Annotated in this window: 12 protein-coding genes; 10 read left to right on the top strand and 2 right to left on the bottom strand. The window is 52.8% G+C overall.

The genetic code is table 11. The annotated features are described in order from the left end of the window. Both CKW13_RS09555 and CKW13_RS24195 read left to right on the top strand, forming a co-directional pair. The gene (locus tag CKW13_RS09555) at positions 1 to 984 is read left to right on the top strand and encodes a hypothetical protein (RefSeq protein ID WP_141233962.1); all 984 of its coding nucleotides are present in this window, start codon (positions 1 to 3) and stop codon (positions 982 to 984) included. Further along, on the top strand, positions 984 to 2,489 hold the full coding sequence (locus CKW13_RS24195) for a hypothetical protein (RefSeq protein ID WP_141233961.1): 1,506 nt from the start codon (positions 984 to 986) through the stop codon (positions 2,487 to 2,489). Before CKW13_RS09555 ends, CKW13_RS24195 begins: the two co-directional genes overlap by 1 nt. A gap of 174 nt (positions 2,490 to 2,663) precedes the next feature. Here the strand turns inward: CKW13_RS24195 and CKW13_RS09550 are convergent, their stop codons facing one another. Next, positions 2,664 to 3,137: a transcriptional regulator gene (locus CKW13_RS09550; RefSeq protein ID WP_095108342.1), complete on the bottom strand. Its 474-nt coding sequence runs from the start codon at positions 3,135 to 3,137 to the stop codon at positions 2,664 to 2,666. A gap of 221 nt (positions 3,138 to 3,358) precedes the next feature. Here CKW13_RS09550 and CKW13_RS09545 point away from each other — a divergent pair, with 221 nt between their 5' ends. From CKW13_RS09545 to CKW13_RS09530, 4 genes are all read left to right on the top strand, one after another. Further along, positions 3,359 to 4,090: a metallophosphoesterase gene (locus CKW13_RS09545; protein ID WP_095108341.1), complete on the top strand. Its 732-nt coding sequence runs from the start codon at positions 3,359 to 3,361 to the stop codon at positions 4,088 to 4,090. A 177-nt stretch (positions 4,091 to 4,267) separates the two neighbouring features. Then, positions 4,268 to 4,399: a hypothetical protein gene (locus CKW13_RS24750; protein WP_256576552.1), complete on the top strand. Its 132-nt coding sequence runs from the start codon at positions 4,268 to 4,270 to the stop codon at positions 4,397 to 4,399. A 194-nt stretch (positions 4,400 to 4,593) separates the two neighbouring features. After that, entirely contained in the window at positions 4,594 to 5,091 is a 498-nt protein-coding gene (locus CKW13_RS09535; RefSeq protein ID WP_095108339.1) for a hypothetical protein, read from the top strand. 83 nt (positions 5,092 to 5,174) lie between these two features. Next, positions 5,175 to 5,381 (top strand): hypothetical protein, encoded by a 207-nt coding sequence (locus CKW13_RS09530; RefSeq protein WP_141233960.1) that lies wholly within the window; start codon positions 5,175 to 5,177, stop codon positions 5,379 to 5,381. 58 nt (positions 5,382 to 5,439) lie between these two features. On the opposite strand, the gene CKW13_RS09525 is transcribed toward CKW13_RS09530, so the two are convergent. After that, positions 5,440 to 6,243, bottom strand: a complete 804-nt coding sequence (locus CKW13_RS09525; RefSeq protein WP_095108337.1) for a hypothetical protein — start codon at positions 6,241 to 6,243, stop codon at positions 5,440 to 5,442. A 453-nt stretch (positions 6,244 to 6,696) separates the two neighbouring features. Between CKW13_RS09525 and CKW13_RS09520 the strand changes: the two genes are divergently transcribed. From CKW13_RS09520 to CKW13_RS09505, 4 genes are all read left to right on the top strand, one after another. Continuing rightward, positions 6,697 to 8,418, top strand: a complete 1,722-nt coding sequence (locus CKW13_RS09520) for a hypothetical protein (RefSeq protein ID WP_095108336.1) — start codon at positions 6,697 to 6,699, stop codon at positions 8,416 to 8,418. A gap of 253 nt (positions 8,419 to 8,671) precedes the next feature. After that, positions 8,672 to 9,004: a hypothetical protein gene (locus CKW13_RS09515; RefSeq protein WP_095108335.1), complete on the top strand. Its 333-nt coding sequence runs from the start codon at positions 8,672 to 8,674 to the stop codon at positions 9,002 to 9,004. A 264-nt stretch (positions 9,005 to 9,268) separates the two neighbouring features. Beyond that, positions 9,269 to 10,375 (top strand): AAA family ATPase, encoded by a 1,107-nt coding sequence (locus tag CKW13_RS09510; protein ID WP_095108334.1) that lies wholly within the window; start codon positions 9,269 to 9,271, stop codon positions 10,373 to 10,375. A gap of 278 nt (positions 10,376 to 10,653) precedes the next feature. Further along, positions 10,654 to 13,500 carry a UvrD-helicase domain-containing protein gene (locus CKW13_RS09505; protein ID WP_256576551.1) on the top strand — a complete coding sequence of 949 codons (2,847 nt, stop codon included), beginning with the start codon at positions 10,654 to 10,656 and terminating at the stop codon, positions 13,498 to 13,500. Positions 13,501 to 13,581 lie beyond the last annotated feature (81 nt).

The following is a 13,581-nucleotide window of genomic DNA, read 5'->3' as shown; positions in this document are numbered from 1 at the left end:
ATGAGCGATTATGAACCTCATGATACTAAGGCTCGTGATTTATTAATGAATAGCCACCCACTAGTGCTCGGAAAATACCTTGTCGTCACACCGACCATTAACTGGGCATATGATCAGATCAGCGAGCAAGTCTGGCTACGGATGCCAAGCGTGTATTTCCAGTCCCTTTCTCGTATGGGGAAAACGCAGTGCGCCACGGCTATCGTCAAGTTCCTGCGTGAAGAGTTTCCGGAACGATACATACTATTTTTAACTGTCGACGTGACTGGTGAAGAAAACATCATACAAACGATGGTCAAAGCTATGAAGCTTGAGACTAGGGTTAAAGAGAAGCTAAGCAATCTGCGAGACGCAGTGATGAACCATATTATTTGCGAGCTGGCAAGTTTAGGGGATACGCACTTTATTCTCGTGGTCGATGAAATGCAGGCTTTAACCTATAAAGACCTTCAGCATCTGCAAGTAATCCAGAACAGGCTGAGTCTTAGTGAAGTACAATTGACGACGATCGGGTTTGCTCAAGAGCAAATAAAAGGATTGATAACTTCTCTCCATAAAGGACGGCACATGGCATTATTGGGCCGATTCTTCAGTCGGAAAGTGGAGTTTGTTGGCTGTGTATCTGCAGACTGGTTGAAGGAAACGCTGAGCGCATTTGATCAAGACATGACCTATCCACGGGGTAGTGGGTGTAGTTATACAAGGTTCTTTCTGCCAAAAGCATTCGACTCAGGGTTTAGATTAGATAGTCTTGCTGAACTTATTTTTAGCGAATCCATTGAACATATCAAAAGCGTTGGTGCTTCGCTGATTCCCACCGAGAACATGTTTCTGGCCTTGGCGTATCTTCTTATTAGCGCTAGGGACGATGATGCAGATGGATTTGCATTAACTAAAGAGCATGTAATTAAATCTATCGTTAAGTCTGACATGCAGCAAGTCTCTGCATTAATGGGAGATAAGTTGCCCACAGGGTACGAATAATGCACAAGGGTTCCGTGTTTTCGTTTATCAGAAAATTGGCTAGTTGCGAGTCGCTCTGGCTGATCTTGCTAAAAATTTTGGTAATCAACCGTGTTCAAGGTAAGCAAGTTGTTGAATTGATCAAAAATGAAAATATTGACTGGGGTACCCAAAAATTTCGCTGGTGGGGCGCTGGCTCAATTAGTCAGGAGCGATTAGAGAAAGCGATACAGTTGCCTGCAAGTGCATTAACTAACTCGTTCATTGAAAATGTAGTGGGCAGGCGAGTTGGATCGAAGCAGACCATCCGTCACTGTGAATTGTGCATTGCTATGGGATATCATTCATCACTATTTTTTCTTGAGGAAATTACCCACTGCCCATGGCATGGAAAGCAGTTATTAGCTTGCCGCAGCTGTTATTTTGCGCTTGATTATTTAGATCGTTCCAGCGTACATACTCGTGATTTTTTATTAGGCAATCATTGCGATCACGTTAAGGCGATTATAGAGCGAATGCCGGTATGTGATCTGTCCAACCCAGTGTTTAACTTTGTTGAACGATGGCATGAATTTTTTTTAGATTGGCTGAAGACTGCAAAGGATCGGTGTGGAAATGATCTATACCGGTGGCTGGGGCTAACGGGATACTATAGTTCTAAAGATACTGACTATATTTTAAGGTTTTTAGAGCCAAAGATCGACGTGCCGACGGGTTTCGATATTATAACAGACTATCCAGTATCTAGGTTGAATATCCCTCACGCAGCCACAGCTTGGTGTCAAAAGGATGAGCCATTAGTTAAAGGTTGGCAGAGTATTCGCCAAGAAAAAATTCGTGACATGGGTATGCAGTGTAGCTTTAAGACTGATCAAATTGCGTGTGTCAAATCGATTTGTAGATATGTCAGAAGGCGGTATCTGGCAAGGCACCGCCGGTGCTTCAAGTCTTTCGCTTCCCTCAAAGCAAATCATCGCATGGGCTTAGAATACGAACACACTTGCTGTGTTTCCGTGGCCTACGCATGTTGGCTTGTGAATATTCATGATGTACGTACCGTTGATTCAGCTTTGAAAAAGAAAGCTCGTGCCTACAGGATACCTCGATCGGAGCCAGTCTATCCTAGACCAATATCGCTGCTCGCTAAAGATTTGAATCTCTTACTTGCGCAGTTTTATGAAATATGGGCAGGTCTTGTTGTTTCGGAGCAATCGAATGAAACTATTGTTATTTTGGAGAGCGTGAGACTCCACCCATGGGCCTCAGCCAATATTGCATCTATAGATAACATTGTCACTCAAGATGAATGCTTCGGCTCTAGCGATTACGGGTTATACTATCCGGCGCCTACGTACTTGTCAGAGATGACTGAGTTACGTTGCAAACGCAACTGTTTGAAAGAGAATTATGCATCTCCTGATCTTATCGCCGATCAGGGTGAGTATTTTTTTTCCGAGCAAGGTAGGCTATGTGTACTTACAGATCGGCGATGGCGGCTGGGTTCTTATAGGTATTTGAGGATTTAGTAATCGCTTTAGCTAACACACGATGCCGGCGTTCGTTGAATAATAACAGTAAGGTGAAGCTATGCCCGCGAATCCTTATGTCCGCAGGGACTCTGCATGTTTCCCATAGGGAGTTTTATCCACCTGTGCGAGCACCTCTCTAGGCTCCGGTCGTATATGCAGAATCAATTCTTATTAGCTGCAGCTTTTGTCACCACTTATCATTTTTAGATGATGTGCGACCCGCTGTCTCGAAATGCCCAGGCTTTTGGCCACCTCGACAGGAGCCAGCCCTTGATCGCTAAGCGCTTTGATTTTTGCTCTTAGTTCCCGCGCTGCAGCAATCCCCGGATGCGGGTCTCGGGAAGGTTGGGACGGAATTTCACAGGTCATTAAACCATCTGCGGAGAGATCTGCCTCAAGGTGATGCAGAACCTCTTGCGGTGTCTGACCACGCTGCGCTGCATACGCTAGTACCAACAGGGTGAGGGGATCCACTCCGAGCCCTTGAGCGAGGTTTTGGCTAACGTCGAGTGTCACTGAACGGCGGCCTGCTTCCAATCGGCTGATGTAGGAAGGGTCGGCAGCCTCTGCTAACGCCTGCTGCGAAGACTCGCGGCGCATTCGAAGGAATTGCAAGGCAGAGGCGTAAGCGTTGCGAAGTGACATAAGCGTTCCCGGCAAACGGAACGATATGCTGAATTTGCTTTGTCAAAAGCAAATGCCTATAGTCATGTCCTTTGACGGACGACCGATCGCTAGCCCGTATGGCCCGCAGTCAGGCAGTCGCATCAATATATGCTTGAATCGAACATCAGCTCTGCCAAGCATCGAATTGGGCCTCGACCCGGTTAGTCGCATCCCGGCAGCAAGGCCAAAATCACCAGCTTATGAAAGTCCTGATCTACTCAGACCTGCACAACGAATTCGACCGCTTCATCCCCCCAGATGTGTCGGTGGATGTGGTGATGCTCGCCGGCGACATCGATCTGCAAGCGCGGGGTGTTTTGTGGGCAAATGAGACCTTCAAAGCTCCAGTCGTGTACTGCGCTGGAAATCATGAGTGCTACAAAGGGCATATCGATCGAACAATCGAGAAGATGCGAGCGGCAGCGGCCCCTCACGTTCACGTGCTTGAAAACGAGTCGTGGGTCTTTGGGAATGTGAGATTCCTGGTGGGTACCGCATGGACGGATTTTTCTTCGACGGGCGATACGGTCGCCGCATCCATGACCTGCGGCCGGGTGATGAACGACTTCAACATGATCAGAGCCGACTCGAATTATCGGCGCCTGCGGCCGGCCGACCTTATTGCCAAGAACCACGCGACACGGGAGTTTCTTAGCCTGGAGTTGAGCCGGCCATTCGCGGGGAAAACATTCGTTGTCACTCACCACGCTCCATTGGCTGAGGTGGCGGGTGATGAGCACGATGGGCATGTCAGCGCCGCGTACTACAACACATGGCACTCTCTGGTGGAGCAGGCCGACTTCTGGGCGTTCGGCCATACCCATTACTCCATCGACACCGTATTGAGCGGGTGCCGACTGGTGTCGAACCAACGAGGTTATCCAGGTGAAGTCTGCGGATTTGACCCAGGCAAAATCATTGAAATTGTATGAGGTATGGAGAACAGCGTGAGTGCCTGTGAATTGATCGAACTCCCAACGGGGGTTGTACGGGCGAGCGCCATAGGGTGGGGCGTGACCGTCGATGGTTATTTAGTAAACGCAGCGCGGGTGGGGGATCGCTACGCGGCCACTGTCTACGGAGACCACTCAGGAACGATTAGCGATGGCATGACTGTCGTCACTCCCTCGGTTCGCGCTGTCGAGCAGCGCGGCGGCTTCACGCTGGTGCGTAGCCGGAGCGGCGATGATCACTATGTCATCGTCACCGAGCTCCCGGAACGTGATGCTGGAGACGCTTGAAACCACTGTGCTGCAATACCAGCGCGGGGCAGGGGGCGAGATCCACGAGGCAGGCTGGCTGACTAGTTGTATCAGTACCTGAACTTTGGTGATTGGCAATCTATGTCATGCAATAAGGGCGCACTTACCTGTTTCGAAACTTTTATATAGCCAACTCCCAGCAGATAACGTTCCACAAATATTTAAGGAAAGGCATGTCGGAACTCAAAAAAATTACAGTTGTTGTCAAGAATTTCAATCTGAAAGCGAGCGGAGATATTGACGCGCTTTTTACAATGGTGCGATGCGAAGATGAGGAAGGAAATACTCACCACTTCAAAGAGGTTGTGATGCTGAACTACCTCAAGAGACATGGTGCGATGACTACTGATACCCCCCGAACTTGGTTCTTCAAGCATTTAGGAAAAAAATCAATCGTGCTTGTGGCATTTGAAAAGGGCAATGGGAAGGTTGAGTACGACCTTGATCATATGCGACTCGTTGCCAAATCGACCTTCCTGAAGGGCATTGTGTACGGGTTGGCTGCAGTACCCGCAGGGGTGATTGTTGGCACAGCCACGTACGGTATTGGTTTGCTGCTTATTCCTGTGTTCCTTTTTTACAGCTACAGGAATATTTTCAAACTCCCGAAAATGCTGCGCCGTAAGACCTTGATCAGTGATTTAGCATCTCATGGTGTTGTCGTGCAGTGATGACGAGTGCGTCGCACAGGCACTGGTTTGCGCAGTTGCACATGGGTCGACCTGGGCCGCTCAGCAAACCGATCGACGGGTACTTGGCGGGTCTGAACGACGTCCGCCGGTGCGACCTTGCGCGAACGCTGGAATACTCAGCCATCGGTGACAAGGAAGCGATCGGGGAGTTGCTCACCAACTTCATCAAGCAGACGGGCGCCGATGAGGTGATGATCGATTACAGGATTTATGACCCTGTCGCACGCTGCCGCTCCTATCAGTACGCTGCGGAAGCGATCTCGTACTAGCTTGCAACCAAAAATGCGGAGGAATTCGCGCCCTCTTGAATTCCTCTGAGGTACTTGCTCAGACTAACCTGTCGCGCCGGTAAGCGCCGGACACTGCGTAGAGGAGGGTGTCAAGCTCTGCACTGGTCGCAAACCGGGCTTCAAATTCCCCTGTTTCACCAGCGAACACGTACTCCGCACACTGGCAATCGTCTTCACCCTCATCGCAGATTATGCACGTGGGGTTGCAAGCGTTGATCAGGGCATCAATCGGGTCGTCGTCATCGATCCCGCTGTGCGCTCCGAAATCCATGTCTTTCATACCGCCTCGGGCGAACTCCGCGACTGCCTCCTCGTCTTCGAAGTGCCAAGTGCATAGGGCTTCCAAGACCGGAAGAAGCACGACTCGGACGTAGTCAAATCGAAATCCGTCCAGGAGGCAAAGGATCCTGCCGTCGTCCTCGACTAAGCATTCGAAGCTGACCTGGCCGTACTGCTGAATTAATTCCTCATAGCGTTTCGGCTCAATGCGTATATGTTTCATGGCGTTGTTTACTGCATCCACTAGCGTCATCTTTCCGCCCTGGATCCGAGCACCAGCAACTGCATATTCAGCGTCAAACACCTGGATCAGAGCTCCCCGGCCCTCCTTTAAACCGAGCGCGCGCCGGATAGCGATGATGTAGTCGATAGCGTGTGCGGCGCAGAGATTGGCCCCAATAACCTGATGCAGCTTCAGGCAGCGGTTATCAGAGTGGCTTCTGAGCTCTTCAAAAACGGGGAGGAGGAGTGTGTCCAAGTACTTAAGATAATCGGCGCAGGCGCTCCTGCAGGTCTCTGAAAATTCGTGATCCAGGCTGTCGATCGCGGTGCTTTTGCTCATTGAGTGCTTATGCTCAGCTTCGGGAAGTTGTAATCGTGATTGTACACCGGGGCCATAGGGTGGGAGTGGGGGCACGTGTGGCGGTTACCCGTGCCTTGGGGAAGGTAGACATTATCCTGGCGCTCTGCCCAAAACTTCGGGGCACACCACTCGCCACATCGGCGCTCCGGCAGGCCCGGATCCACGGTTTGCCCACCCCCACGCAGGGCGTCTGCTTTTGGTCGATTTTTGACGATCGAAGCCATCCAACGTACGGGTCAAGTCCAACGCAGGCGCCGATCACCTCGACTGCAAATGGCTGATCAAGTCCACGCAATTATGCAGCCCGGTTACTCTGACGCCTGCGCCTGCTGGCCTGAGGTGCCTGAAGGCCTGCACAATGGTGGTGAGTAAGCGTCGAAGTTGTCGTGAGGCGCGGCCTGAAACCAGAGAACCATCGAGCAAGGAGTGCCCATGCTGCAAGCCGCGACCGGAAAGCTGTTTACGAACCGTGAAAATCCAAGGACGACGCTCCTCAAGGGAGTCGTCTACACCAACCTTGATCTCGCAGTGGTCGACCAGTTCACGACCAAGGTGGGAACGCTGATCAGCATGGATACCTCGAATACCCCGACGGCGCTTGCGTATGAAATGACGGAGTACATGGAGGCAGCTGAACCCGAGCCGGGCGTTCTCGTCTCGCGAACCATGGGCGCCTACATCGATGACTTTGCAGACGTGGCTTCTTTCAGCCTCCGGGTCATTTGCTCGCCTGACGTCCATATTACCGAGCGCCTGTTGAATCAACGGCGCCGGCCAGGACAGCCACATCCCAGTGAACGCCTTGCGCGCTTTTACGATGCCTCAGTCCGGGCCGATCTTGCCGAGATTGCAGCTTTCAACGAGTTCACCGAACAGTTGATCGGACTGCAGCGCGTGACCTACATGGCGGTCATTCAGTCGATCAGAACTTACGTTGCTGCCGTTCACAGAATGAGCGACGACCTCAACCTTGCGTACACATTGCTGGTCATGTGCATCGAATCCCTGGTTCAGAAATTTGATGGACACGACCCCCAGTGGTCGGACATTCCCGAAGAAAAGAGGCGAGGGGTGGACAAGGCTTTGGAGGGTGTCGATCACGACCCTGCGCGAGCGGTGAAGGACGCTGTACTGGACGTCATTCATCCACGCCTGAGTTATCGGTTTGGGCAGTTCATCCTGGCTCACCTGCCGGCCGATTACTTCACCGTACAAGCCGACGCACAAAAACACCCGATTGGGCGTCGCGATTTGGAAGCCGCGCTGCAAAACCTCTATGGCGTGCGCTCCGGCTACGTCCACACGCTCAAGCCTTTGACCAAAGAATTTCTTCATTTCGCCAGTCACCGGGAAACCTGTGAAGACGATGACAAGCTCACCTTTACCTTTCAGGGGCTATTTCGTCTCACGCGCGCGGTGATCATTGAATACGTCCGCAAGGCGGAGAAGGTCGATCATGAGCCGTACCATTACGAGTGGGATAATCCACACCTGCTGAGAATGAAGCTCGACCCGTCGCTCTGGATCTACAATCCCGACGCGTTCAGCACCCGGACGCCCAGACACCATCTAGAAGGGCTTGTGCTTCTACTTGATCAATGCTTGGTCGACTTCCCCAATCGCAAGCTCCATCACCCAACGCGTGTCATCGAAAAGGGGTTCAGCATTCAATCCCAGATGCCCGAAGCCATGAGGGTGTCGTTCTTGGGGTTTGCCTACCTGTCCGATTTCTTCTTGGGAACAGTGCAGACGTACAGGGTGTTTTCGCAAACTGAAGTCGACCTTTTGAACCGGCCAGGCGTTGACTCGTTGATCGCCCAGGCTCTGATGGGAAGTGATACTGGCTGGGCACCTTCCGAGCATAAGAAGCAGCTCGACCAATATTACAAAAAACGCCACACGAAGACCGGTATCAAGGTGTCGCAGAACGTGGAAGCGTGCATGGGGCTCGCGCTGGCCGAGCGATACCGACTGGCTGGCGACTCGCCTGGTGCGTTGGCAGCATTGAGTGCAGCCGCGAAGGACTTTCCGCACCTTAAGCAACTGCGCCATATGGGCGAGGAATTCGACCAGGAGAGGCCGATCGACTGGCGCTCAATCATCTACCCAAAATGGGCCGCTCCGAGAGCCACGCTTGAATGCAATGGCTTGTGAAGGGCTTGTAGACGACTGGTCAGTTTGTAGTAAACGTCCAATGCTGCCCACACGATCCGGAAGCGTGACTACACAAGGCGCATCGCGATCGGTCTCTCAATCCAGAAATCTGCGCATGCTGCGCAGCTAGCCGGGCTCTGACGAGCAGCCTGGTTGAGCTGCAGACGTTACCCCCGTGAGCATCGCCGATAGCCGTGTGCAGCAATCCTAGTAGAATCTGGTCATCTAAAGATGACCCCCACCGAGAATTACGATGACTTCAGATCTAAGTGAAGAGGAAATGCGCAGGGCGCTTTTTGGTGATGCTGAGCCCGCACCGCTGGTGACGCCTCCACCGGTGCCGGAGGCGACTGCTGAACTCGAGTTCGAGAAACCGAAGGCGTATTTGCAGAAAAAGAAGGTGGCAAAGGCCTTCACACCCAGGTTGCAAGTGACCCTGATGGTCGGCAACGAATACGAAGGCAAGATGTTTGAGTTGATCCATCAAGCCGACACCCTGAGCAAGTTGCTGGCGGAGCAGGAGGCGGTGAAGGCTGCCCGGAAGAAATTTCGCTACGTCGAGGTGGTGGAGGTTAAGTCGATCTAGTCCCTGACGCCGGCATGATCACCTGATGCTCGGTGGTTTGAGCCTGAGTGATTGTCCACTTGCGACGCTGGCCCACATCAGGGTGGTCAGGTTCATCCCCATCCCTTCCTCCATCCTCTTACGAGATCAGTCCAACGATCACGCTTGGTACTCCGCGCTCAACTAATTTAGTGCCCTTTGCGCGCGAATCCTGCGGAACTCTGTGCCATCTTTTTTCTCGTCTCGCAAACCCTTAGGCTGTTTCGACAGACAAGGAGAATTGCTATGTCCCCACTGGCCACTGCGCTCATGAATTCCCGGATCGAACATTCGATGTCCAGATTCAGGGCCGCAGAATGCGCAGGCGTGAGCGAACGAACCTGGAGATATTACGAGCAGGGTCAGCGCTCACCGCGCAAAAGCGTCGTACGAAATTTTTTTGACCGATCGGGCATTTCGATGCCCCCGAACATCGCCAAGCTGCTTAAGGTTGCGCGATCAGCCCGCGTGCTGAGCATTACATCTCTCAAGGGAGGGGTCGGTAAGTCGCCGATTACCGTTGATGTAGCAGCATGTTTGGTGGAGCGAGGAAGCAACGTCGCAATCATTACGCACGACTGTTGTTATGAGGATGACGTTTCAAATGGGAAGCACCCCAAGGCCCATTCACTGGCTGCCGGTGTCGACTTCTTTGGCTATACAGATGTATTTTTTAGCGTGGCCGAAAAAAGCAGTTTCACCAAGCGACTGCGACACATCGTGGATCATGGATCCCCCATGGATCGCAGCGGACTGGAGTTCGAAATGGGTGGAACGCTGGATTCAATGGTCGAAAGGATCGCATCCTCCAGAATGTTCAAGGACATCAAGGCTGACTATGACTATGTCCTGCTTGACCTCAATCTCAAGGTCGACCTCATTCGCGCCCATTCAGACCTGGTTGTGATCATCATCGACAGCGCCTGCCATCAATCAGTGGATAGCGCCCAGCGATTGAATGTGCGATTGCTTACAAGCAAGGGCGGACGCCGTACACCGAGATGCTATGGGTTAGTCACGTGCAATGATGTAGGGGGCAGAAGCCAAGAATTGGAGGAATTTTGTGGAGGCTTAGAGATTTCTCCTGCACTGGCAGAAGGGCTGGAAGCAAGGCGACTCAGCTCCAATAAATTCCGAGAACATATTCTCAAGAACATCAAGTCCCTGCCTTTGACTCGGCTGATGACTCACTTGACCAACGCTCATGAAGTCGTGATCGATAAATACAACTATGACCAACCATCCATGGAAGGTTTTTCGTACTTCGACTCCGTCCTGGATATCTCCCCCGATTCGCATGCGGCGGACGAGATACGTCGGTTGGCGGCAGAGCTCGTTGATTATCGGTTATAGCCATGCGTACGCCTGCGGATCAACAGCTTGAGGTTGATAGGGCTGTTAACCGACCCGCAGGGCGCTGTGACTGATCACCACGGCTGTGATCTGACCGAAACTCACGATGCCAGGCTGCTCTGCCTTCAACCCACTTTGTGATCAATCAGGGTGGCTCATTAGGGTCGGTGTTTAATTTTGGGCCGTTGGGGCCGAATCTTTTTTAAGGTATGAATGACGACCTCACAGGGTCGCGAGCAATTGTTCGCTCGCGATCAATCGTCGTAACGGAGGAAGGTTTGAGTAAGGAATACGTTTGGGGCCCCTCGTTTTTCGGCCGGATACTGTCGTTGTCAGTACCATGGTCACTGCGTCTTGCAGACGGCTTTTTTGAGCTGAATGTTCATGGCGAGCGCGTGGTGATTCGATCCGACGAAGTATCCAGCATGCAGGCGACAAGAGGTCTGTTCTCGGGCCGAGTGAGTTACCCGGGCGGCAGCGTAGGTGGGTTACCGAAAGCTTCAGTTTCGGGGCTCAACGCGGTCATTAAAGATGTCATCAAGGCCCACGACCGATTGCGCGAGGAGACGCTGCGTGAGGCCGAGAAACGCACCCTGGCGCGGCATGAACGCTTTCGAACCGCGTACATGCAGATTCGAGACTGGCTTGGGGAAGCTGCTCGTATCTTCAATGATGCGATGACCCAGCGGCGATGGGTAACTCATGAGCAGCAGATGGGTTTGCAGGCAACCAGGCCAAGACTGGGAATCGCTGAGACAGATTTGAATGAGCTACTTCAAGACCATGACTTGAGGGTTGCTCTGAGCATTCGCCTTGAAGATATCGAGCGCGTGCTTACTTTCTGGCGAGCGGACTGGAGCATTAAGTGGCGCGAGTTCAACAAAGAACACACCAAACGAGAACTCGTTGCTTGTGAGCCGCTCCTGTCAAAGGTCGAAAAGCGGCCTCTGAACGATGAGCAGGCGCGGGCGGTGATCTGCTTTGATAATCGCGTTCTGGTTGCGGCCTCAGCGGGCTCCGGCAAGACCTCGACCATGGTTGCCAAGGCAGCGTACGCGATTGATCGAGGTTTTTTTCAGCCAAAAGAAATCGTCATGCTGGCCTTCAACAAGGATGCAGCCAAAGAGCTGGCGGAGCGCGCCGAGCAGTCGTTCAAGCGGCTGAAGATGGAGGGCGTCACGGTACGCGCCAAGACGTTCCACCGGCTCGGCCTCGCCATAATTGGCTATGCCACCAAAAAGAAACCACGAGTTCCTGAGTGGGTTGTAAAAGAGCCGTTGGCATTTAAGAAGCTGGAGGAATTGGTCGATCATCTCAAGGACAACTCGGTGGCATTCCGCAGTCGCTGGGATCTGTTCCGCCTGGTCTTCGGTCGGGATCTTCCCGACTTTAAATCCATGAAAGCACCTCCAAAGGCCGGGACAAAAGCTGGCCGGCTCAACCCGATCCAAGGTGATCCGGTGAAGAGCCTGGAGGAGTGCATGATTGCGAACTGGCTCCACTATAACGGTGTCGGGTACGTCTATGAGCGCCCCTACGAGCATGACACAGCTACTGCGACTCATAGCCAGTACCATCCCGACTTTTACTACCCAAATATCGGCTTGTATCACGAGCATTTTGCTTTGGACGAGCAGGGGCAGCCACCGGAGCACTTCGAGGGGTATCTGCAAGACGCGCAATGGAAACGCGCGCTGCACCGTGAGCGTGGTACCCATCTGATCGAAACAACATCGCACCAAATCCGACAGAACACGTGGGTTGAACATCTCACGCATGAACTCACCAGCCGGGGGATTGAGCTCGACCCGAACCCCGATCGTCCCGTTCCCCCAGACCGCCAGCCGCCGCTATCCACTACCAAGCTGATTGGTCTCATCCGCACCTTCATCGCCCATGTCAAAAGTAACTGCCTGACGGAAGATGAGTTGCTCAAGCGGGTGGATGAGCTTCCTATGGGGTTGTTCAAACATCGCTACAAGATGTTCCTCGACATATTCTGGCCGGTTATGGAAGCGTGGAACAAGGCCCTCAAGGATGATAAAGGTCTCGATTTCGAGGACATGCTGGTGCAGGCCGCCGAGCATGTGGAGCAGGGCAGATGCGTACCGAACTTCCGGTTGGTCATGGCCGATGAGTTTCAAGACGCATCAAAAGCGAGAGCGCGCCTTTGTCGGGCGCTGGTGAGCGTCCCGGGTCGCCACTTCTTTGCTGTCGGCGACGACTGGCAATCCATCAACAGATTCGCCGGCGCTGACGTGTCGGTGATGACTGAGTTCAGGGAGTACTTCGGATCTGGTCAGTTGTTGAAGCTGGAGCAGACCTTCAGGTGCCCCCAGGCTTTATGTGACGTATCCAGCCGCTTCGTGAGTAGAAACCCGGTGCAGCTGACTAAGACGGTGTACTCGAAGACTCCCGCTGTGGGGCCTGCGCTTAAGGCGGTAATGGTGCCGGATGCAGATAGTATTGATCACGGCATCAACAGCTTCCTGGAAAGCCTGGTAGCAGGGCTGAAAGATGGCACGATCCCTAAAGCAGATGACCGGTTGATCAAGGTTTGCATTCTCGGAAGGTACAACAAAGAGATCAAATTCGTCCCCGGCAACTGGAAGGCGCGCTTCGGTCAATTTATTGAAGTGTCATTCTTAAGCGTACATCGCTCCAAGGGTACCGAGGCTGACTACGTGATCTTGCCATCGATGGTGAGCATGAAGCGTGGCCGCAGCTTCCCCAGCACCATGACTGACGACCCAGTCCTTGGTCTCGTCATGCCCAATGGGGATTCTTATCCGTTCGCAGAAGAGCGCCGCCTCTTTTACGTTGCGTTGACCCGGGCTAGACGTACAGTGGTGATGTACACCGTTGCGAGCAAGGTCTCGATTTTCATAAAGGAACTGGCGAGCGACAGTGCGCTTCAGGTTGAGGACGTACACGGAGCTCCGGTCAGGCTCCATCCATGCCCCCGTTGCTGCGTCGGCGACTTGGTCGTGCAGGAGAGCAAGAACGGCCCGTTCGTTCGATGCACCAACTTCCCGGAGTGCGATTACAAGCCTCCCAAGAAAAAGCCCGCGAAGAAAGCTCGGTATACAGGCAATCGATACGGCAAAAAAAGGTTCCGCGTGTAGCGGGCCTCAAAACCAGAAGGTTGGGGGCAAGGCGACTCGGGCGCGCAGGAGAGCTTGAGTTGCTTTCAGCCTTCAATTTCC

The organism is Pseudomonas sp. Irchel 3E20 (assembly GCF_900187645.1).
GTDB lineage: Bacteria > Pseudomonadota > Gammaproteobacteria > Pseudomonadales > Pseudomonadaceae > Aquipseudomonas.
Note: the sequence above shows the minus strand (reverse complement) of the source record. Positions and strands in the feature narration are given on the sequence as shown.

Bases quoted from the DNA above. Each gene is read 5' to 3' on its own strand.
- CKW13_RS09520 (WP_095108336.1), top strand. From the start codon at position 6,697: ATGCTGCAAGCCGCGACCGGAAAGCTGTTTACGAACCGTGAAAATCCA.
- CKW13_RS09510 (WP_095108334.1), top strand. From the start codon at position 9,269: ATGTCCCCACTGGCCACTGCGCTCATGAATTCCCGGATCGAACATTCG.
- CKW13_RS09515 (WP_095108335.1), top strand. From the start codon at position 8,672: ATGACTTCAGATCTAAGTGAAGAGGAAATGCGCAGGGCGCTTTTTGGT.
- CKW13_RS09545 (WP_095108341.1), top strand. From the start codon at position 3,359: ATGAAAGTCCTGATCTACTCAGACCTGCACAACGAATTCGACCGCTTC.
- CKW13_RS09550 (WP_095108342.1), bottom strand. From the start codon at position 3,137: ATGTCACTTCGCAACGCTTACGCCTCTGCCTTGCAATTCCTTCGAATG.
- CKW13_RS09535 (WP_095108339.1), top strand. From the start codon at position 4,594: ATGTCGGAACTCAAAAAAATTACAGTTGTTGTCAAGAATTTCAATCTG.
- CKW13_RS09525 (WP_095108337.1), bottom strand. From the start codon at position 6,243: ATGAGCAAAAGCACCGCGATCGACAGCCTGGATCACGAATTTTCAGAG.
- CKW13_RS09555 (WP_141233962.1), top strand. From the start codon at position 1: ATGAGCGATTATGAACCTCATGATACTAAGGCTCGTGATTTATTAATG.
- CKW13_RS24750 (WP_256576552.1), top strand. From the start codon at position 4,268: ATGACTGTCGTCACTCCCTCGGTTCGCGCTGTCGAGCAGCGCGGCGGC.
- CKW13_RS24195 (WP_141233961.1), top strand. From the start codon at position 984: ATGCACAAGGGTTCCGTGTTTTCGTTTATCAGAAAATTGGCTAGTTGC.